The organism is Actinomadura syzygii, assembly GCF_008085905.1.
GTDB lineage: Bacteria > Actinomycetota > Actinomycetes > Streptosporangiales > Streptosporangiaceae > Spirillospora > Spirillospora syzygii.
Map to the genome: position 1 here is coordinate 76,097 of NZ_VSFF01000011.1, position 18,422 is coordinate 94,518.

The following is an 18,422-nucleotide window of genomic DNA, read 5'->3' on the forward strand; positions in this document are numbered from 1 at the left end:
GCGGCCGGGCGCGGGCCGCGCCGGGCCGGGTCTCAGTACGCGCGAGTGCGTTCGCCGCGCCCCGTCAGGAGCGCGGCGGTCCGCAGTTCGGGGTCCAGTACTCCACGCGCCGCACGATAGCCGATCGGCGCGCCGGAGGGTCAGGCCGGGACGGCGTCCGGGTCCGGGGCCTCGGTGGGCGTCCGGCCGACGATCGGCGGCAGGTCCCGCATGAGCTTCGCCAGCTCGCGCAGGTCGCCGTCCACCAGCGCCTGGGGGCCGTCGACGAGCGCGGTCTCCGGGTGCGGGTGGACGTCGATGATCACGCCGTCCGCGCCGACCGCGATCGCCGCCCGGGTCAGCGGCAGGACGAGGTCGCGGCTGCCGCCCGAGTGCGACGGGTCCACGATCACCGGCAGGTGGGACAGGCGCTGCGCCACCGGCACCGCGGAGATGTCGAGCGTGTTGCGGGTCGCCTTCTCGAACGTGCGGATGCCGCGCTCGCACAGCACGATGTCGAGGTTGCCGCGCTGCGCGACGTACTCGGCCGCCATCAGCCACTCCTCGATCGTCCCGGCCATGCCGCGCTTCAGCATGACCGGCTTGCCCGCCTCGCCCGCCGCCTGCAGCAGCGCGAAGTTCTGCGCGTTGCGGGTGCCGATCTGCAGCATGTCCGCGTAGGACGCGACCAGCTCCACGTCGCCCGCGTCCACCACCTCGGTGACGATCGGCATGCCCGTCTCCTCCCGCACGTCCGCGAGGATCCGCAGGCCCGCCTCGCCGAGGCCCTGGAAGGCGTACGGGGACGTCCGCGGCTTGAACGCGCCGCCGCGCAGCAGCGTCGCCCCGGCCGCCCGCGCCATCTGCGCGGCGCCGAGGGTCTGCTCCGGCGTCTCCACCGCGCACGGCCCGGCGATCAGCGTCACCGTGCCGGGGCCGATCGGCACCCCGCCGACCCGCACGACCGACCGCTCGGCGTGGTTCTCCCGGCTGACCAGCTTGTACGGGGCTGAGATCCGGACGACGTCGCTGACGCCGCGCATCCCGCGCAGGTTCAGCGTGCCGAACTGCTGGACGTCGCCCACGAGCCCGACGATGGTCCGCTCCACGCCGCGGCTGACGAACGCCTCGCCGCCCGCCGTCTCCACGAGCGAGACGACGGCGTTGACATCCGCCTGGCTGGCCTCCGGGGCCATGACGACGACCATGGTGTACTGCCTCTCCTTATCAGCCGGGCGCGTGCCCGGTGCCCTGGCGGGCCTCGCGAACGGCCCCCTGGGACGACGAAAGCCCCGGGCCGATGCGGCCCGGGGCTCTCGCCTTCTGTGGTCTGTCAGCGCAGCGTCTGGCAGACCAGCCTCCCGGGCCGGTCGTACCAAAAGAAATAGACGATGCTGCGCATGGGCACAGCGTAGCCGAAGTCGCGGCGTGCGTCGGGAGCCCACCCCGAATATGGCTCAGCTCACGCCGGATGGCAGGATGGCCGCGTCATGTCCCACCCCGATCGGTCCACGCCGACGCCACGCGAGCTGCCGCCCGGCCAGTACGTCCCCCGGGGCTGGCCCGTCCTGCACTACGGGCCGGTGCCGAAGTTCCGGCCCAAGGACTGGGACTTCCGCGTCTTCGGCGCGACGGAGTCCGGCGAGCAGCACCGCTGGACGTGGGACGAGTTCGACGCCCTCCCGAAGGCGTCCGCCGTCGCCGACTTCCACTGCGTCACGAAGTTCACCATCCCGGACAACGAGTGGGAGGGCGTCCCGTGCTCGGCGGTCGTCGAGCTGGCCCCGCCCGCCCCGGACGTGACGCACGTGATGGTCTGGGCCGAGTACGGCTACAGCGCCAACATCCGGCTGATCGACTTCCTCGCCGACGGGACGATGTTCGCCACCCACCGCGACGGCGAGCGGCTCAGCCCCGACCACGGGTTCCCGCTGCGCGTCGTCGTCCCGCACCTGTACGCGTGGAAGAGCGTGAAGTGGGTCCGGGGCGTCGAGTACCTGGTCAGGGACCGGCGCGGCTTCTGGGAGGAGCGCGGCTACCACAACGTGGCCGACCCCTGGCGGGAGCAGCGCTACTCCTACCAGGAGGACGAGGGCGAGTCGCCGCCGCTGTGACGGCCGTCCCGGATCGCGCGCGCCTTGGGCGTATGCGACACATCCGAGACCTTCGTAAATGGCCAACAGACGCGCCCGCGCGGACGACAGGCGTTACCGTACGTTGTCATGTTCCTACCGTCCGTCGCGGACGTCGTGGCGTGCGCCGCCGCCTCCGGCGCCACCGCGGGAGCGTGCGCGCTGCGCGGGCGGCTGTCCCGGCGGGTGCGGCCGTCCCGGCCGGCCCGGTGGTCGCCGGCGCGGTGGTCGCCGCCCCCGGCCGTGCCGTGGCCGCGCCGGGGGCCGTTCCGGGCGCGCCTCCCGTGCCGCCGGGCCCGGCCGCCGCTGCCGCCCGCGCGGCGCCCGCCGACGCGCGGCGCGCTGTCCGGCGGCCTGCCCGGTGCTCCGTCCGGCCGGGCCGAGCCCGCCGCGTTCGCGAGCCTGCACCTGCTGTCGCGCGCGTCCCCGGCCCTGCGCGCCGGGCTGACCGAGGACGCGGCGCGCAAGGCCGCCCGCCCGCTGCGCGCCCTGCTCGGCGCCGAGGCCGTCGCGCTGGTCGGCGTCCTGCCGCCGGACGACGCGCACGACCCCGACGGCCTTGACGACCCCGACGACCTCGACGGGGACGCCGAGCCGGGCCGGGTCCGCGCCGCGCCCCGGCTGCTCGCGTGGGACGGCGCGGCCCGCGGCGCGCACGCGGCGGACGCCGTCCGGCACGCCCTGCCGGTGCTCGCCACCGGCCGCCCGCGGGTGATCGCCCCGGAGCTGCTCGGCTGCCCGAACCCGCGCTGCCCGGCGCGGGTCGCGATGGTCGCCCCGCTCACCGTCGAGGGACGGGTCGAGGGCGCGCTCACCGCCTACTGGCGGAACGCGTCGACCGCGCGGGTCCGGGCGGTCGGCGAGGCGGCCCGGCTGGTCACCGGCCAGCTGGAGCTCGCCGGGCTGGACGGCGCCCGGCTCCGGCTCGCCGAGGCCGAGATGCGGGCGCTGCGCGCGCAGATCTCCCCGCACTTCGTCTACAACTCGCTGACCACGATCGCCTCGTTCGTCCGCACCGACCCGGGGCGCGCCCGCGAGCTGCTGCTCGACTTCGCCGACTTCGCCCGCTACTCGTTCCGCGACCCGCGCGACTTCACCACGCTCGCCGACGAGCTGCGCTCCATCGACCGCTACCTGCTGCTGGAGCGGGCGAGGTTCGGCGACCGGCTGCGGTTCCGGGTGGACGTCGCGCCCGAGGTGCTGCCCGTCGCGGTGCCGTTCCTCGCGCTCCAGCCGCTGGTCGAGAACGCCGTCCGGCACGGCATGGCGGGCCGCGCCGGCGCCTTCCACGTCTCGATCATCGCGCGCGACTCCGGCGCCGAGGCCGCGATCAGCGTCGAGGACGACGGCGTCGGCATGGACCCCGAGCGCCTCCAGGAGATCCTTTCCGCGCCGCTCGGCGGGCCCGGACCGACCGGCTGGGGGAGCGTCGCGACCCGCGCGCGGCGGCGCGACGGGGGCGGCGCGGGCATCGGGCTCGCCAACGTCGACGAGCGGCTGCGACAGGTCTACGGGGACGAGTACGGGCTCACCGTCGAGACCGCGCTCGGCGCCGGGACCAAGGTAAATTTACGCGTCCCGAAGTACCGTCCAGGAGTGTTTCCGGACTGACGAGCGCCCCTCCGCACGGCACTCACTTTTCGGAACCGATTGCGGACAGACGGTAATCGCGGCAAAGTCGCCCTCATGCTGCACGTCCTGGCCGTCGACGACGAACGCCCCGCGCTGGAGGAACTGACCTACCTGCTCCGCCAGGATCCGCGGGTCGGACGGGTCGGCTGCGCGGGGGACGCCTCGTCCGCGCTGCGCGATCTGAGCCGGATGCTGGTCGACGGCGAGCGCCTCGACGCCGTCTTCATGGACATCCGCATGCCCGGCCTCGACGGGCTCGACTTCACCCGCCTCCTCACCGGCTTCGCCGCGCCGCCGAACGTCGTCTTCGTGACCGCGCACGACGACTGCGCCGTCACCGCGTTCGAGCTGGGGGCGCTCGACTACCTGCTGAAGCCCGTCCGGCCGGAGCGGCTCGCCGAGTCCGTCCGGCGGGTGGCGGGGGCCGTCGAACGGGCCGGTCCGCGCGGCGGGGACGCGCGCGATCCGGAGGACGAGATGATCCCCGTCGAGCTGGGCGGCCGTACCCGGCTCGTGTCCCGGCGCGCGGTCACGCACGTCGAGGCGCAGGGCGACTACGTCCGGCTGCACACGGCGGACGGCGGGTACCTCGTCCGGATGCCGCTGTCGGCGCTGACCAAGCGGTGGGAGGCGGCCGGGTTCATCCGCATCCACCGGAGCACGCTGGTCGCGTCCGCGCACATCACCGAGGTGCGGTTCGACGGGGGCCGCGCCGCCGTCCAGATCGGGGACGAGCTGCTCCAGGTCAGCCGCCGGCACACCCGCGAGGTGCGGGACCGGCTCGTCCGCAAGTTCCACCACCCGGACGCCGCGGACGGCGGGACCCGCGGCGGCGAGAACGGTGCTGGCGAGAACAGGGGCGGCGGGAACGGTGCCGCCGGGAACGGAGGCGGTGAGCGGCGATGACCGGCGACCAGCGGGCGGCGCGCACCGCGACGGCCGCGCCGCGCGAGCGCAGGCCGTCCGGCGGGCCCGGCCCCGATCCGTCCGGCCCTGATCCGTCCGGCGCCGACCGGTCCGGCGCCGACCCGGACGACTCCGGGGGCGAGCCGCCGGATCCCGACCCGCCCCATCCCGTCCCGGGCCCCGCCGAGGCGCGGGCGCTGATCCGCGTCCAGCTCGGCATCGCGCTGCGGACCGGCGCGGTCGTCCTCGCCGCCGTGGCGGGGCTGCCCGCGCTGCTCGCGCTGGTCCCGGCGCTGGCACGGGTCCGGGCGGACGGCGTGCCGGTGTGGTGGACCGTCCTCGCGGCGGGCCTCCAGCCCCTCTGGGTGGTCACCGCCCTCTGGCAGCTGAAGCGCGCCGAACGCGCCGAACGCGCCGCCATCGCCCCTGCCGTCGCACCTTCGCGCGGGTCGGCCGAGCGCGGGGAGGCGGGGCGGCGGTGACCGGGGTCGCCGCCGCGGCGGCGCCGGTCGCGCTGCTCGCGGCGCTCGGGCTGACCGCCGCGCTCGGCGCGCGGGGCCGCCGCCGGGCCCGCACCGCCGCCGACTTCCTCGTCGCGTCCCGCGGCGTCACCCCGTGGTGGAACGCGTCGGCGGTGAGCGGGGAGTACCTGTCCGCCGCCGCCTACCTCGGCGCCGCCGGGCTCGTCCTCGCCTACGGCGCCGACATGCTGTGGCTGCCCGTCGCCGCGACCGCCGCGTACGTGCTGCTGCTCGCGTTCGTCACGGCGCCGCTGCGCCGGTCCGGCGCCTACACCGTGTCGGACTTCGCGGAATGGCGGCTCGGGTCCCGGGCCGTCCGGCGGATCGTCACCGGCTGCGTCTGCTGCGTCGGCTGGTTCTACCTGCTGCCGCAGTTCCAGGGCGCGGCCCTCACGCTGCGGGTGCTGACCGGCGCGCCCGGCTGGGCGGGCCCCGCCGTGGTCGTCGCGGTCGCGGTGGTCCTCGTCGCCTCGGGGGGGATGCGGAGCATCACCGCCGTGCAGGCCGTCCAGTTCTGGGTGAAGATCGTCGCGGTCGCGGTGCCCGCGGTGGCGCTCGCCGCGATGTGGCGGCTGGACGGCGCCCCCGACCCGCTCGACGGGGCGCCGCCGCGCTTCGAGCACGTCACGCGGGTGCGCGTCGCCGCCGACGCCGACGTCACGGTGCCCGCCGCAGTGACCGTCACCGCGCGCGGAAGCGTCGACGGCGCCCCCCGCGACGGCGGCCCGGTGCCGCTCGCGCCGGGACGGCACCGCGTCGGCGGCGGCACCGAGATCGTCTTCCCGGCGGGCGCCGCGGCGCCGCACGCGGAGCGGCTCCCCGTCCAGGACGGCGCCACCTGGTCCACGCCGTTCGCGCGCGGCGAGGAGCACGGCCTCTTCCGCACCTACTCGGCGCTGCTCGGCATCCTCCTCGGCACGATGGGGCTGCCGCACACCCTGATGCGCTTCTACACGAGCACCTGCGGGGCCGCCGCCCGGCGCACCGCCGCGTTCGTGCCCGTCCTGCTCACGCTGTTCTCCGTGTTCCCCGTCCTGTACGCGGCGCTCGGCCGCCTCTACGCGCCCGAGCTGCTGATGACCGGCGACACCGACGCGACCCTCCTCGCGCTGCCGCGGAGCATGCTGCCGGGACCCGCGGGCGCGCTGCTCACCGGAATCGTCGCCGCCGGGGCGTTCGCCGCGTTCATCTCCACGTCCTGCGGGATCGTCGTCGCCCTCGCCGGGACGATCTCGCAGTGCTCCCGCCGCCGCAGCGGCGTCACGGCGTTCCGGGGCGGGATCGTCGTGGCGCTCGCCGTGCCGCTAGCGCTGCTGCCGCTCGCCGGGACGCAGGGCGCCGCGACGCTGGTCACGACCGCGCTCTGCGTGTCGGCGTGCTCGCTGTGCCCGCTGCTCGTCCTCGGCATCTGGTGGCGCGGGCTCACCGCCGCCGGGGCCGCCGCCGGGCTCCTCGCGGGCGGCGGGACGGCCGTCGCCGCCGGGCTCGTCCGCGTGCTCGGCGGCGCCTGGCCGGGCTGGGCGGGCGCCGTCCTCGGCGAGCCCGCGGTCGTCGCCGCGCCGCTGGCCTTCGCCGTCATGGTCGGCGTCTCGCTGCTGACCCGGGGCCGCGTCCCGCGCCGGGCCGGACGGGCGATGATGCGGCTGCACCTGCCCGAGGACGCGCTCGCCCGCTGACCGTCCGGCAGTCATCGAAAATCGTGCGACGCCCCGTGGTGGACCGTTCCCAACGACCGTTCGTCCCGTCCCGCCGACCGCTCGTCGCATGGCTACGCTACGCATATCTCTGACTACCAACCGCTTACCGAGGGCAGGGTTTTCGCAGTACGGAGCGGTGGCACCACACCTCTAGAGTTCTCAGTGGCGCCACAAGCGCACCGCCCCGGAGGGCGGGCGGCGGGACGAAGGGCCGGAAGGCCGCCGCTCCCGGCGCGAACCTCCCACAAGAGCAAACCCGGAGATCCGGCCAACGCCAGTCGAAACGCCGGATCGTGCGTCGCTGGATCCCGTACCGGGGGGGTGGGATCCGGCGACCTGTGGCTCAGGCGTCGTCGGACAGTCGGGGGGTTGTCCGGCGGCGCCTGGGTCCGTTCTCGTCTGGACCCCCGCGCCCCGAACCCGGCGGGATCACTGGTCGCGGAGGCGTTTCAGGGTCGCGACGTCCTTGCCGTGGGGCTCCGGCGCCCGGCCCGGCGTCTCGATCAGGAACGGGACGCCCGCCGTCGCCGGGTGGCGGAACAGCTCCCCGAACGCGGCCTCGCCGATGTGACCGGCGCCGATGTTCTCGTGGCGGTCCCGGCCCGAGGCGCAGGGGTCCTTCGAGTCGTTGGCGTGGATCAGCTTGAGGCGTCCCTCGCCCACGGTGGCGACCAGCGCGTCGATCGTGTCCTTGACGCCGCCGGGCGCGGCCAGGTCGTGGCCCGCCGCGAAGGCGTGGCAGGTGTCGAAGCACACGCCGAGCTTCGGATGGTGCTCCAGCCGCTCGAAGAACGGGCCGAGCTCCTGGACCTTGGCGCAGAGCATGTTGTTCTGGCCCGCCATGGGTTCGAGGAGCAGGTCGGGGCCGTCGTCGGGGATCTCCTCCAGCAGCGGGAGGACGTGCTCGCGCACCTGGGCCATGGCCGCGTCGTAGGTCTGCGTCACCGACGAGCCGGTGTGGACGACGACCCCCCGCGCGCCGATCGCCCGCCCTCGCACGAGCGAGTGCCGGATGCTCGCGAGCGACTTCGCCAGCGTCTCGGGGTTCGGCGAGCCGACGTTGACCAGGTACGGCGTGTGCACGTACACGGGGACGTCGGCGCGGGCGCGGAGCTTCTCGTCCTCGGCGGGCCTGCCCGCGGGCTGCGCCCAGCCGCGCGGGTTGGCGACGAACACCTGGATCGCCTCGGCGCCGATGTCGGCCGCGTACTTCAGGCCGCCGGTCGCGAGGCCGCCCGCCACGGGCACGTGGCCCCCGACGGGGCTGGTGGGAGGGGCGATGGGTGAGGTCATGGCGGGTTCAGCCTATCCGCTCACGGCCCCCGCACGATCGTGACCGTGGACCCGCGCGGGGCCTCGCCGTCGCGCGGCGACTGGAAGCGGACGTTGTCGCCGCCGAAGCCCGTCACGTTGACGCGGAAGCCGGAGTCTTCCAGGGCCTTCTTCGCGTCGTCGACGCGGCGGCCGGTCAGGTCGGGGACGGGGATGCTCTGCTCGCCCCCGTCGTCGTCGCAGCCCCACTGGATCGGGCCCGCGTCGACGAGGCAGTCGCGCTTGTTGACGACGAGCGTGACCTCGTCGCCCCGGGACACGCCCTCGCCCTCGGCCGGGTTCTGCTCGACCACGCTGTTCGACGGCTTCCCGTCGACCTTCTTCTTCTCGACCTTGACGTTCAGGCCCATCGAGCGGAGCCGGTTGGCGGCGGTGTCGCCGTCCTGGCCGATCAGGCCGGGCATCGACATGCCGGTGGACAGGATGATGCCGACCGGCTCGTCGGGGGAGCGGCGCTCGCCCGCGTCGGGGTCGGTGCCGATGACCCTGTCGCGTTCGACGGTCTGGGACGGAGTGCTGGTCGTCCGCCCGACCTTGAAGCCCTCGTCCTCCAGGGTCTGCTTCGCCTCGGGGAGGGACTTGCCCGACACGTCCGGCACCTTGCGGGGCGTGATGCCACGGGACGGTGTCAGCGTCACCGTCGCGCCACTGGCGACGCGGGACCCGGCGGCCGGGTCGGTCTTCACCACGTCGCCCTTGTGGACGCGGTCGTCGTACACGGCCTTCGCGGTGCGGACCTTCAGGCCGGAGCTCTCCAGCCGGTCGCGGGCGTCGGTGAGCTTCATCCCGACGATGGACCGCGGGACGTGCTCGTACTGCCCGGACGTCTGGTACCACACCGCCCAGCCCAGGATGATCGCCGCGACGGTGCCGAGCGCGACCAGGACGTACCGGCCGGTCAGCGCGCCGATCGCGCGGTCGGCGCGGGTCCGCTCGGCGGCGGGGGCGTACTCGCGCGGCAGCGTGGCGGCGTCGAGGACGGCCGTGCGCCCGCCCGCCGGCGGGCCCATCGGCGGGGTCTCCAGCACGCTGGTCTCGGTGCGGGACGCCTCCTCGATCCGCCGGTCGATGTCGCGCGGCAGGCCGCCGAACACCTCGGCGACCTCGGCGAGGTACTGGTTGGCGTCCCGGGGGCGGCGGTCCGGGTCGTGGCTCGTCGCGTCCGTGACCAGCTCGTCGACCCGGAGCGGGATGCCGGGGACGACGCTGGACGGCGCCGGGACCTTCTCGTTGACGTGCTGGAACGCGACGGCGAGCGGCGTGTCGCCCCGGTGCGGGAGCCGCCCGGTGAGCAGCTCGAACAGCATCACCCCGGCCGCGTACACGTCGGAGCGGACGTCGGCGTCGCCGGTCATGACCTGCTCGGGGGCGAGGTAGCCGACCGTCCCGATGATCACGCCGGTCTTGGTCATCTTGCTCGCGGTCTCGGCCCGGGCGAGCCCGAAGTCGGCGACCTTGACCTGGCCGTCCTCGGTGATCAGGACGTTCTCGGGCTTGACGTCGCGGTGCACGAGCCCGGCCCGGTGCGCGGCGCCGAGCGCGGCGAGCACCGGCTGCATGATCTCCAGCGCGGCGCGCGGGCCGAGCCGGCCGAGCGAGCCGAGCGCGTCGCGGAGCGTGTGCCCGGCGACGTACTCCATCACGAGGAAGACGTGCTCGCCGTCGGTGCGCTGGTCGTAGACGGCGACGACGTTCGGGTGGGACAGCGCGGCGGCGGCCTTGGCCTCGCCGATGAAGCGGGCGACGAAGTCCTCGTCGGCGGCGAGCCCGGCGTGCATGATCTTGATCGCGACGACCCGGTCGAGCCGGATGTCGCGGGCCACGTAGACCGTCGCCATGCCGCCCCGCGCGACGCGGGACTCAATGCGGTAGCGCCCGTCGAGCACCCGCCCGACGAGGGGATCGGCACCCGTCGCGTCCATCGGTGCGAGTTTACGGCCCGGTCAGACGTGGTCTCATCAGTCGTGAGTATGAGCATCGACGAGCCCGGGGTCCGTCCCCGGTGGGACGGGCGGGGCGGACGGGTCCACCGGGGCGCGCCGCCGCAGCGGCCGGGTGCTGCGGGATACGGCCACGCCGCCGAGGCACAGCAGCCCGCCGGCGAGCGTGATGAGCCCGGGGACCTCGCCGAGGAACAGCCACGACATGAACACGACGATCGCGGGCACGGCGTAGGTGGTGGCGCCCATCTTCCCGGCGGACGTCCGGGCCAGCGCGTACCCCCAGGTGGTGAACGCGATCGCGGTGGGGAAGACGCCCAGGTAGACGACGTTGAGGGTGGCGCTCGCGGGAGCGTCCGCGGCCTGGGAGACGAGCTGCCCGGCGAACGGCAGCGTGGCCGCCGTGCCGATCGCGCAGCCGAACGTGGTGAACTGCAGCGCGGAGGCGTGCCGCAGCGCGGGCTTCTGGCTGACGACGCCCGCCGCGTAGGTGACGGCGGCGGCGACGCAGAGCAGGACGCCGCCGACGGAGGAGTTCCCCTCCCCGGACATCGACAGCCCGACGACGGCGGCGCCCGCGAACGACACCACGAGGCCCGCCAGCAGCCGGGACGACAGGCCCTCCTTCAGCAGCCAGCCGCCGAGCAGGGCGATCAGGATCGGGCCGATGTTGACGACGAGCGCGGCGGTCCCGGCGTCCACGAGCTGCTCGCCCCAGTTCAGCGCCACCATGTACGCGCCGAACCACAGGACGCCCGCCGTGACGATGCCGGGCCACGCCTGCCTGGGCGGCAACCCCTCCCGCCGGACGAGCAGCAGCGCGCCGAGGACGATCGTCCCGGCGAGGAGGCGGCCGAGGGCGAGGGCGCCCGGGCTGTACTCGGCGCCCGCGCTGCGGATCGAGACGAAGGCCGAGGCCCAGAGGACCACCGTGACCGCGGCCGCGGCGATCGCGAGCTTGCCTGAGGCGGGGTTCTCGTGCTGCATGTCACGCACCTTAGGTATGGGACGTTTCCATGAACACCGAAGGGACGTGCCAGGTTGCGGCACGCGGACCCGGGGGTGGACGGCCCCAGTCTCCGTCCGTCCACTGTTCAGGTCCAGCGAATATTGCTGCAACCAAACCTTTAGCGCTGCTACGACGTCGCGAGGCCCTCGAACGGCGAGGACGCCTGCGCGTAGCGGCGCTTCGGGATGCGCCCGGCCAGCCGCGCGAGCCGTCCGGCCTCGACCGCGTGCCGCATCGCCGCCGCCATCCGCTCCGGGTGCCGCGCGCGGGTGACGGCCGTCGCGAGCAGGACGGCGTCGCAGCCGAGCTCCATCGCGAGGGCCGCGTCCGACGCGGTGCCGAGCCCCGCGTCCAGGATCACCGGGACGCCCGCCCGCTCGACGATCAGCTCGATGTTGTGCGGGTTGCGGATGCCGAGGCCGGACCCGATCGGCGAGCCGAGCGGCATCACCGCCGCGCACCCGATCTGCTCCAGCCGCCGCGCGAGGACGGGGTCGTCGTTGGTGTACGGCAGGACGACGAACCCGTCCGCGACCAGCTGCTCGGCGGCCTCGACCAGCTCGATCGGGTCGGGCAGCAGGGTGCGCTCGTCCGCGATCACCTCCAGCTTCACCCAGGACGTGCCGAGCGCCTCCCGGGCGAGCTTCGCGGTCAGGACGGCCTCGCCCGCCGTGAAGCAGCCCGCCGTGTTCGGCAGCACCCGGATCCCGCACTCGGACAGGACGTCCAGCACCGAGCCCCGCGCGGACGGGTCGACGCGCCGCATCGCGACCGTGGTCAGCGCCGTCCCGGACGCGGCGAGCGCCGCGCGCAGCACGCTCATGCTCGGCGCGCCCCCGGTCCCCATGATCAGCCGGGACCCCAGCTCCTCGCCCGCGATGACCAGCCTGTCGTCGTCCACCCCTCAACCTCCCTGAACCGCTGTGAGCACTTCCAGCCGGTCGTCGTCGCCCAGCCGCGTCGTCTCCCACGCCGAGCGGCGGACCACCTCGTCGTTCAGCGCGGCGGCGACGCCGGCTCCGGCGGCCGTCACGGACGCGACGGCCTCGGCCACGGTCGCGCCGTCCGGCAGGTCGCGCGGCTCGCCGTTGACGATCACCTTCATGAGGTCACCTCGGGAGAGAAGCGGTCGGGTGCGAACGGGGCGGCGACGTCGGGGACGGGGGCGTCCAGCAGCGTCGCGGCCAGGATGTCGGCGCTGACCGGGGTGAGCAGCACGCCGTTGCGGAAGTGCCCGGTGCCGACGTACAGGCCGGGCAGCGCGGTCGGGCCCATCACCGGCGCGTTGTCCGGGGAGCCGGGGCGCAGGCCCGCCGACACCTCGGCGAACTCCAGCTCGGTGATGCCGGGGAGCAGCTCGCGGGCGTCCCGCAGCAGCTCCCACAGCCCGCCCGCCGTGACGCGGGTGTCGAAGCCCAGCTCCTCCTGGGTGGCGCCGACGACGACCTCGCCGTCCGCGCGGGGAACCAGGTAGACCGACGAGCCCTTCACGATGCCGCGGGTGGAGCGGGCGATGAACGGCGTCCGCGCGCGGAGCCGGATCACCTGCCCCTTCACCGGACGGACGGGTGGAACGGTCCCGGACGGCAGCCCGTCGAGGTCGCCGGACCAGGGGCCCGCCGCGAGCAGGACGCGGTCGGCGCGCAGCTCCGTCCCGTCGTCGAGCCGGACGCCGACGGCGGCGTCGCGCTCGACGAGGAGCCCGGCCGCGCGCCGCCGGACGAGCCGGACGCCGGTCCGCTCGCCCGCCGCGAGCAGCGCGGGGGTGAGCCGGCGCGGGTCGATCGAGCCGTCCTCGGGGGCGAGCAGCCCGCCGCGCACGCCGGGCGCGAGCATCGGCTCGGCGCGGCGGCACTCGCGGCCTGTCAGCGCCTCGACGGGGATGCCGAGGCTCTCCTGGAAGCGGCGCAGGTCGTCCAGGTGCCCGAGGTCGTCGGCGTCGAACGCGACCTCGATGATCCCGTCCGTCCGGTACCCGGTGCCGAGGCCGGTCAGGTCCTCCAGTTCGGCGACGAACGCGCCGTACCGCTCGCGGGACGCGAGGCCGAGCCGCAGCAGCGGCTCCTCGCCGTAGGTCAGCTCGCTGACCGGGGTGAGCATCCCCGCGGCGACCGCCGACGCGCCGCTCGCGGGCTCGGGGTCGACCAGCGTGACGGCCGCGCCGCCCGCGGCGGCCCGCCAGGCGGTGGCGAGGCCGATGACCCCGGCCCCGACGATCACGATCTCCATGCGCGCTCCCTTCGCCGGCATGATCCGGATCAGGTCGTGGCGGTCGGCGGCCCGTTCCAGCCGCCCTCTCAGCCCGGTCGTACCGGACTCCCGCGCTCTGTGCCGTTTTAGCTGGTTCACACCTTAGTCCCCCGGGTCATGTGCGCCTGTCTGGACAGGCGCCCAGTTCCGGAGGGGCGCCCGTTAGGGTGACCTTCATGGACAGGGTCATCGTCGTCGGCGGCGGGCTCGCCGGGGTGCGCGCCGTGGAGTCGCTGCGGAGCAGGGGGTACGAGGGCGGGCTGACGCTCGTCTCGGCGGAGCGGCACCTGCCCTACGACCGGCCCCCGCTGTCCAAGGCGGTCCTCGCGGGGGAGTCCGACGACACGACCGTCGACGCCGACTGGGACGCCCTGCGCGCCGACCTGCTGCTCGGCGAGCGCGCCACCGGCCTGCGGCTGGACGAGCGCGGCGGCGTCGTGGCGTCCACGGCGGGCGACCTGCCGTTCGACGGCCTCGTCATCGCGACCGGGGCCGTCCCGATCACGCTGCCGGGGGACGGCCCGCAGCACGTCCTGCGCACCATCGACCAGGCGCGCGACCTGCGCTCCCGGCTCGTCGAGGGCGCCCGCATCGTGATCGTCGGCGCGGGCTGGATCGGCGCGGAGGTCGCCACCGCCGCCGCGAAGAAGGGCTGCGCGGTCACCGTCGTCGAGGCCGCGGACGCCCCGCTCGCCGGCGCGCTCGGCCCCGAGGCGGGCGCGCACACCGCCCCCTGGTACACCGAGGCGGGCGTCGAGTTGCGCACCGGCGTCAAGGTCGCGGAGGTCCGGGACGGCGGGCTCGTCCTCGCGGGCGGCGGCCGGATCGACGCGGACGAGGTCGTCACCGGCGTCGGCGTCCGTCCCGACCTGTCCTGGCTGGACGGCTCCGGCCTGCTGCTGGAGCGCGGCATCGTCACCGACGGCTCGTTCCGCACCTACAGGGGGGCCGAGGAGCCCGGCGCGCTCCGCCCCGACGTCGTGGCCGTCGGCGACTGCGCCGCCTGGTGGTCGGCCCGGTACGGGCGGCGGCTCCTCGTCGAGCACTGGGACGTCGCCCTCAACGCTCCGGACGTGGCCGCCGCGTCCCTCCTCGGCCAGGACGCCGTGTACGACACCGCCCCCTATTTCTGGTCCGAGCAGTTCGGGCGCATGGTGCAGTACGCGGGCAGCCACGCGGCGTCCGAGCGGACGGTGCTGCGCGGCGACCCGTCCGGCCGGAAGTGGACGCTGGCGTGGCTGACCGGCGACCGGCTCGACGCGGTCCTCGCCGTGGACCGGCCGCGCGACCTCGTCCAGGCGCGGCGCGTGATCGCCGCCGGGACGCCGGTCGACCCGGACGCGCTCGCCGATCCGGACGTCCCCGTCCGGCAGGCCGCGCGGGGATAGCGCGGCTGGGCGGTACGCGCATCGCGCGTCCCGCGCAGACGTTACGGCTGTTCAGGGGGTTTGATTCTTCCGAAGGCGTGGTAGCAAGGGGGCGTGACGCAGATGCACGCAACCGTTGACAGCGCACTGGACCCCCGGACCGACGCCCTCGCGGGCGAGTGGCTCTCCCTCAAGGAGGCCGCCGCGCGACTCGGGATCAAGCCCAACCGGATCAAGCAGCTCATCAGCGAGCACCGCCTGCTCGCCGTCCGCCGCGAGGGCGAGCCCCAGGTGCCCGCCGCGTTCATCAAGGACGGCCAGGTGATCAAGGGCCTGCCCGGCACGCTGACGCTCCTGTCGGACGCGGGGTTCGACGACGTCGAGACGATCCGCTGGCTGTTCACCGCCGACGACACCCTGCCCGGCACGCCCGTGGACGCGCTCACCGAGAACCGGGGGACCGAGGTCCGCCGCCGCGCCCAGGCGATGGCCTTCTAGACCGGCCTTCTAAACCGGCCTTCCAGACCGGCCGTTGCAGGCCGCGGAGCCGCTCAGGGCGGCACCCGCGGCAGACCGACCACCACGCACGTGACACGATCGCGGGGTCGCGCGGAACTCCCGCGCGGCCCCGCGACCTCATGGAAGGGCCGACGTGTCCAGGCATCTCCCCGGCGAGCGCGCCGTCGCGCTCCGCGCCCGCCTCGGCAGGGCCCGCCTCTACCTCTGCACCGACGCCCGCGAGCGCCAGGGGGACCTGCCCGACTTCCTCGACGCCGCCCTCGCGGGGGGCGTCGACATCGTCCAGCTCCGGCAGAAGGGCCTGGAGGCCCGGCGGGAGATCGCGCACCTGGAGGTCTTCCGGGACGCGTGCGACCGGCACGGCGCGCTGCTCGCGGTGAACGACCGGGCGGACGTGGCGCACGCCGTCCGCGCCGACGTGCTGCACCTCGGCCAGGACGACCTGCCCGTCCCCGCCGCCCGCGAGATCGTCGGCGGCGACCCGCTGATCGGCCGGTCCACGCACTCGGACGGGCAGGCGTCCGCGGCCGCCGCCGAGCCGGGCGTCGACTACCTCTGCGCGGGCCCGGTGTGGCCGACGCCGACCAAGCCGGGCCGCTCGGCGCCGGGCCCGCCGCTGCTGAAGCACGTCGCGGAACGCCGTCCGACCCGGCCGTGGTTCGCGATCGGCGGGATCGACCTCGGCAACCTCGACGAGGTCCGCGCGGCGGGCGCGAGCCGCGTCGTGGTCGTCCGGGCGATCACCGAGGCGGACGATCCGGGCGCCGCGGCGGCGGAGTTCGCCCGCCGCCTCGCGCCCTGACCCTTGTCCTCGCGCCCTGACCCTTGTGCTCGCGCCCTGACCCTTGTGCTCGCGCCCTGACCCTTGTGCTCGCGCCCTGACCCTTGTCATGGTTTGACCCGGATCACAGTGCGCCCCGGTGCGCGATCGCCCACAATGGAGATCATGAGCGTGGGACCCGACGACGAGCGGCCGGTCGAGCTGGACGACGACCTGGAGATCCTGCCCGACCAGACCTCCGACGACACCGACACGGGCTGGGGCGAGTGGCGCTCCGGCGGAGGCGACGACGACCGCCTCCTGGAGGACCGTCCGCCGCACTGGTGAACCCCGGCGGCCCGGCGGTCGGGGCGGCCGGTTTCAGAAGAGCATGCCGAGTGCGAAGCCGGACACGACGACGGCCGCGAGCGCGACCATCATCCGCCAGCGGTAGCGGGGGATGCGGGTCGGGCGCGGCTTCGGCGCGGGCCCGTGCCCCTCGCGCAGCGCGCGGATGAGCTGCGCGGCGGTCGGCCGCGCGGCGGGGTTCTTGTCCAGGCAGCGGGCGACGAGGTCGCGCAGCGGGCCGTCCAGCCCGCCGAGGTCGGGCCGCCGGGACGTGACGCGCCGCATCACCGCCGCGCTCGGCCCGGTGCCGAACGGCGGGCGCCCCGTCGCGGCGAACACCATGGTCGCGCCCCAGGCGAACACGTCGGCGGGCGGGCCGACCGGCTCGTCCTCGACCTGCTCCGGGGCCAGGTAGGCGGGCGACCCGCCCGGCGCGTCCGGGTCGCGGGCGTCGACGACCTTGGCGCCGTCCGGGGTCAGCAGGACGTTGGCGGGCCGGAGGTCGCCGTGCGCGACCCCGGCGCGGTGCAGCGCGTTGAGCGCCGCCGCCGTCCGCCCCGCGACCTTGCGGAGCTGCGGCGCGGGCAGCGGACCGCGATCCTCGACGACCTGCTGCAACCGGGGGCCCTCGGCGTCCCGTCCGACGACGTAACCGCCGCTCGCGGGACGTCCCTGCGGCGGCCGCGCCGCCTTGCCCGTGCGTCCGGGATGGGGGGACCTGGCCGCGCCGCCGGGGCGCGCCGGACGGGCGTCGCGCGGACGCCCGGGGTTCGTCCTCCCGCGGGAGGTGTCGTGCGGCACTGGGGGACTCCGACTCGGCGGGGACGGACGAAGATCTCCCTAATTTGTACCGTGTCAATGGAACGTTCGAGTGCCGAACCCCAATCTTCCGGGGCCCTTTGTTACGTAACGCGGGTGGTCGCGGCCACCGCGAGGGCGGAGAGGGCCTCGTGGGCCTCCGTCGTGATGGGGGCGGCCTCCAGGGCCTTCTCGGCCTCGCCCAGGTAGCGTTCGATCATCGCCTCGCAGGCGGTGAGGCCGCCGGTCTCCTGGATGATCGCGCGCAGCTCGTCCACACCGGGGCGGTCGAGGTCCGGGTCGCCGAGGCGGCGCCGCAGGGCCGCCGCCTGCGGCGCGGAGGCGCGCTCCAGGGTGAGGGCGATCAGCACGGTCCGCTTGCCCTCGCGCAGGTCGTCGCCCGCGGGCTTGCCGGTCTCGGCGGGGTCGCCGAACACGCCGAGGACGTCGTCGCGTAGCTGGAAGGCGATGCCGAGCGGCAGGCCGTAGGAGGCGAGCGCGGAGATCACGTCGGGACGGGCCCCGGCGAGGGCCGCGCCGAGGTGCAGCGGGCGCTCGATCGTGTACTTGGCGCTCTTGTACTCGACCACCCGGAGCGCCGTGCTGACGCTCGCCTCGCCGCGCGTCCCTTCCAGCATGTCGAGGTACTGGCCGCACATGACCTCGGTGCGCATCAGGTCGTAGACGGCCCGGCCCCGGCCGCGGACGGCGTCGGCCAGGCCGCAGGTCTCGAACATCTCGCCCGACCAGGCGAGGCACAGGTCGCCGAGCAGGATCGCGGCGCCGCCGCCGAACGCCTCCCCGTCGCCCGGCCAGGACTGCGCGCGGTGCAGCGCCTCGAACCGGCGGTGGACGGACGGCTGCCCCCGCCGCGTGTCGCTGGAGTCCATCACGTCGTCGTGGATCAGGGCGCTCGCCTGCAGCAGCTCCAGCGAGGCCGCGGCCGTGACGATGTCCGGGCCGTCCGCGCCGCCCGCCGCGCGCCACCCCCAGTAGCAGAACGCCGGGCGGAGCCGCTTGCCCCCGCCGAGGAGGGCGTCGAGCGCGGACATCAGCGGCGCGAGGTCGCCGCTGATGCGGAGGAGGGCGGGGCGCTGCCGGTCGACGAAGGCCAGGAGCGCCTCGTCGACCTCGCGGCGGATGCGGCTGGTCGACATGCCGAGATCGTATCCACCTGGGCGGATCCAACCGTCCGCCGAAAACGTGAGATGTCACTAAATCTTCAGAAATGC

Annotated in this window: 18 protein-coding genes and 1 riboswitch; of the genes, 9 read left to right on the forward strand and 9 right to left on the reverse strand. The window is 75.1% G+C overall.

Annotation, left to right across the window (positions count from 1 at the left end; genetic code table 11):
• Positions 1-140 precede the first annotated feature (140 nt).
• Positions 141-1,187 (reverse strand): 3-deoxy-7-phosphoheptulonate synthase, encoded by a 1,047-nt coding sequence (gene aroF, locus FXF65_RS28290; RefSeq protein ID WP_148353095.1) that lies wholly within the window; start codon positions 1,185-1,187, stop codon positions 141-143.
• Positions 1,188-1,469: 282 nt separating this feature from the next.
• On the opposite strand from aroF, the gene FXF65_RS28295 reads away from it, so the two are divergent.
• The 5 genes from FXF65_RS28295 to FXF65_RS28315 all read left to right on the forward strand — a co-directional run bounded on the left by FXF65_RS28295 (position 1,470) and on the right by FXF65_RS28315 (position 6,846).
• Entirely contained in the window at positions 1,470-2,093 is a 624-nt protein-coding gene (locus FXF65_RS28295; RefSeq protein ID WP_148353096.1) for a sulfite oxidase-like oxidoreductase, read from the forward strand.
• A 108-nt stretch (positions 2,094-2,201) separates the two neighbouring features.
• Entirely contained in the window at positions 2,202-3,722 is a 1,521-nt protein-coding gene (locus FXF65_RS28300; RefSeq protein ID WP_148353097.1) for a histidine kinase, read from the forward strand.
• 75 nt (positions 3,723-3,797) lie between these two features.
• Positions 3,798-4,649, forward strand: coding sequence for a LytR/AlgR family response regulator transcription factor (locus tag FXF65_RS28305; RefSeq protein ID WP_148353098.1), 852 nt, complete (start codon positions 3,798-3,800; stop codon positions 4,647-4,649).
• Positions 4,646-5,131, forward strand: a complete 486-nt coding sequence (locus tag FXF65_RS28310) for a hypothetical protein (protein WP_148353099.1) — start codon at positions 4,646-4,648, stop codon at positions 5,129-5,131. The genes FXF65_RS28305 and FXF65_RS28310 overlap by 4 nt, the downstream gene beginning before the upstream one ends.
• Positions 5,128-6,846, forward strand: coding sequence for a sodium:solute symporter family transporter (locus FXF65_RS28315; RefSeq protein WP_148353100.1), 1,719 nt, complete (start codon positions 5,128-5,130; stop codon positions 6,844-6,846). The genes FXF65_RS28310 and FXF65_RS28315 overlap by 4 nt, the downstream gene beginning before the upstream one ends.
• A 450-nt stretch (positions 6,847-7,296) precedes the next feature.
• On the opposite strand, the gene FXF65_RS28320 is transcribed toward FXF65_RS28315, so the two are convergent.
• From FXF65_RS28320 to thiO, 6 genes are all read right to left on the reverse strand, one after another.
• The gene (locus tag FXF65_RS28320) at positions 7,297-8,160 is read right to left on the reverse strand and encodes a deoxyribonuclease IV (RefSeq protein ID WP_148353101.1); all 864 of its coding nucleotides are present in this window, start codon (positions 8,158-8,160) and stop codon (positions 7,297-7,299) included.
• 20 nt (positions 8,161-8,180) lie between these two features.
• Positions 8,181-10,121: a Stk1 family PASTA domain-containing Ser/Thr kinase gene (gene pknB / locus FXF65_RS28325; protein WP_148353102.1), complete on the reverse strand. Its 1,941-nt coding sequence runs from the start codon at positions 10,119-10,121 to the stop codon at positions 8,181-8,183.
• A gap of 36 nt (positions 10,122-10,157) precedes the next feature.
• A complete protein-coding gene (locus tag FXF65_RS28330; RefSeq protein ID WP_148353103.1) occupies positions 10,158-11,126 on the reverse strand; it encodes a DMT family transporter in 969 nt (322 codons plus the stop codon).
• A 149-nt stretch (positions 11,127-11,275) separates the two neighbouring features.
• Complete coding sequence (locus FXF65_RS28335) at positions 11,276-12,049, reverse strand: thiazole synthase (protein ID WP_148353104.1); 774 nt, start codon at positions 12,047-12,049, stop codon at positions 11,276-11,278.
• Between the two features lie 3 nt (positions 12,050-12,052).
• Positions 12,053-12,253 (reverse strand): sulfur carrier protein ThiS, encoded by a 201-nt coding sequence (gene thiS / locus FXF65_RS28340; protein WP_148353105.1) that lies wholly within the window; start codon positions 12,251-12,253, stop codon positions 12,053-12,055.
• Positions 12,250-13,377 (reverse strand): glycine oxidase ThiO, encoded by a 1,128-nt coding sequence (gene thiO / locus FXF65_RS28345; protein ID WP_148353106.1) that lies wholly within the window; start codon positions 13,375-13,377, stop codon positions 12,250-12,252. The genes thiS and thiO overlap by 4 nt, the downstream gene beginning before the upstream one ends.
• Positions 13,367-13,481: riboswitch (TPP riboswitch) on the reverse strand. (Overlaps the previous gene by 11 nt.)
• A 93-nt stretch (positions 13,482-13,574) precedes the next feature.
• On the opposite strand from thiO, the gene FXF65_RS28350 reads away from it, so the two are divergent.
• The 4 genes from FXF65_RS28350 (at position 13,575) to FXF65_RS43980 (ending at position 16,392) form a co-directional block, all read left to right on the forward strand.
• A complete protein-coding gene (locus tag FXF65_RS28350) occupies positions 13,575-14,786 on the forward strand; it encodes an NAD(P)/FAD-dependent oxidoreductase (RefSeq protein WP_148353107.1) in 1,212 nt (403 codons plus the stop codon).
• Positions 14,787-14,888: 102 nt separating this feature from the next.
• Positions 14,889-15,263 (forward strand): Rv2175c family DNA-binding protein, encoded by a 375-nt coding sequence (locus FXF65_RS28355; RefSeq protein WP_067885292.1) that lies wholly within the window; start codon positions 14,889-14,891, stop codon positions 15,261-15,263.
• A 154-nt stretch (positions 15,264-15,417) separates the two neighbouring features.
• Positions 15,418-16,086 carry a thiamine phosphate synthase gene (gene thiE / locus FXF65_RS28360; protein ID WP_148353108.1) on the forward strand — a complete coding sequence of 223 codons (669 nt, stop codon included), beginning with the start codon at positions 15,418-15,420 and terminating at the stop codon, positions 16,084-16,086.
• Between the two features lie 144 nt (positions 16,087-16,230).
• Positions 16,231-16,392 carry a hypothetical protein gene (locus FXF65_RS43980; RefSeq protein WP_169809194.1) on the forward strand — a complete coding sequence of 54 codons (162 nt, stop codon included), beginning with the start codon at positions 16,231-16,233 and terminating at the stop codon, positions 16,390-16,392.
• 33 nt (positions 16,393-16,425) lie between these two features.
• On the opposite strand, the gene FXF65_RS28365 is transcribed toward FXF65_RS43980, so the two are convergent.
• Complete coding sequence (locus FXF65_RS28365; RefSeq protein WP_148353109.1) at positions 16,426-17,193, reverse strand: serine/threonine-protein kinase; 768 nt, start codon at positions 17,191-17,193, stop codon at positions 16,426-16,428.
• Between the two features lie 101 nt (positions 17,194-17,294).
• Positions 17,295-18,347, reverse strand: a complete 1,053-nt coding sequence (locus FXF65_RS28370; RefSeq protein ID WP_148353110.1) for a polyprenyl synthetase family protein — start codon at positions 18,345-18,347, stop codon at positions 17,295-17,297.
• Positions 18,348-18,422 lie beyond the last annotated feature (75 nt).